This is a genomic window from Flectobacillus rivi, assembly GCF_030056655.1.
GTDB lineage: Bacteria > Bacteroidota > Bacteroidia > Cytophagales > Spirosomataceae > Flectobacillus > Flectobacillus rivi.
The window spans coordinates 1-969 of the sequence record NZ_JASHIE010000036.1; the positions used below are offsets into that span (position 1 = coordinate 1).

A 969-nucleotide genomic window follows, 5' to 3' on the forward strand; every position below is an offset into this window, starting at 1 on the left:
TACTCTACCCGATGATTTTTATAACTTTCTGACTATAAACTACTTTTGTTTTATAAGCTTACAGAACACCCGGATGATTTTGTACGATAGATTAACTAAATCGGAATTAGGGTTCTTTAGTAGTTCACGCAATAGATCCAAACCTGTTCTGAAAAAGCTTTTAGCCATGTAACCATGATTTTTAGCTTTTATTTTTTGTACTTTACCATTATAGTATTTACCGATACTGTAACAAATTGCTGCGGCAAGACAGACAAATACTAAGAGGCTACTTAATTTTTTTATACATTTTAAATGTGTACTTTCTAAATCAAATCCTCGACTCTTTAGATTCTGAAAAAGTACCTCAATTGCCCAGCGTTTTCGATAAACTTCACCTAATTTCTTGGCTTTAAACTGACCAGCCAAAAAAAGAAAATCATTATTAGAAAGCTTTTTTAGCATTACATTACAGACAATGCCATCCACCAAAACATCGTGAAAGTATCGCTCTTTTTGCTGTTTTAATAGGCACTCAATATGGTAAATACTTCCATTTTTCAAGGTCAATAGATGATGTTTAGGTAAGCGCATACAAAAAGGAATGTTGTGTATTTTCAGGTATTTAAACCAGGAAGCACCTATAAACTCTCTATCGCCAACTATCCCCGCAATACGTTCTTTACCAATTACGAAAATCACTTTTTCTAATATCTCAATACGGTTCTTGTAACAACTGTTACCTGATTTATTATCTAATAATTGCCAATATAAGGGAATTCCTAATCCATCGAAGGAGGCTACAATCATTAGAATATTGCATTGAAATTTCCCAAAGATTAGGCATCCCCGTCCCACTCAGTTCTATCAATAGATAGAAAAACTTTCTTTTGGGGTAAAAATAAGGCTAGGGCACAACAAACTTTACAGAAATCAAAGTTAAAATCCTTAAAAAATCCCTGAATGCGACGCTCAGTTGAGGCTGTTTTT

General features: G+C 33.5%; 1 protein-coding gene. It reads right to left on the minus strand.

The annotated features are described in order from the left end of the window. Window positions 1–39: 39 nt before the first annotated feature. Complete coding sequence (locus QM481_RS24800) at window positions 40–789, minus strand: transposase (protein ID WP_283383792.1); 750 nt, start codon at window positions 787–789, stop codon at window positions 40–42. Window positions 790–969 lie beyond the last annotated feature (180 nt).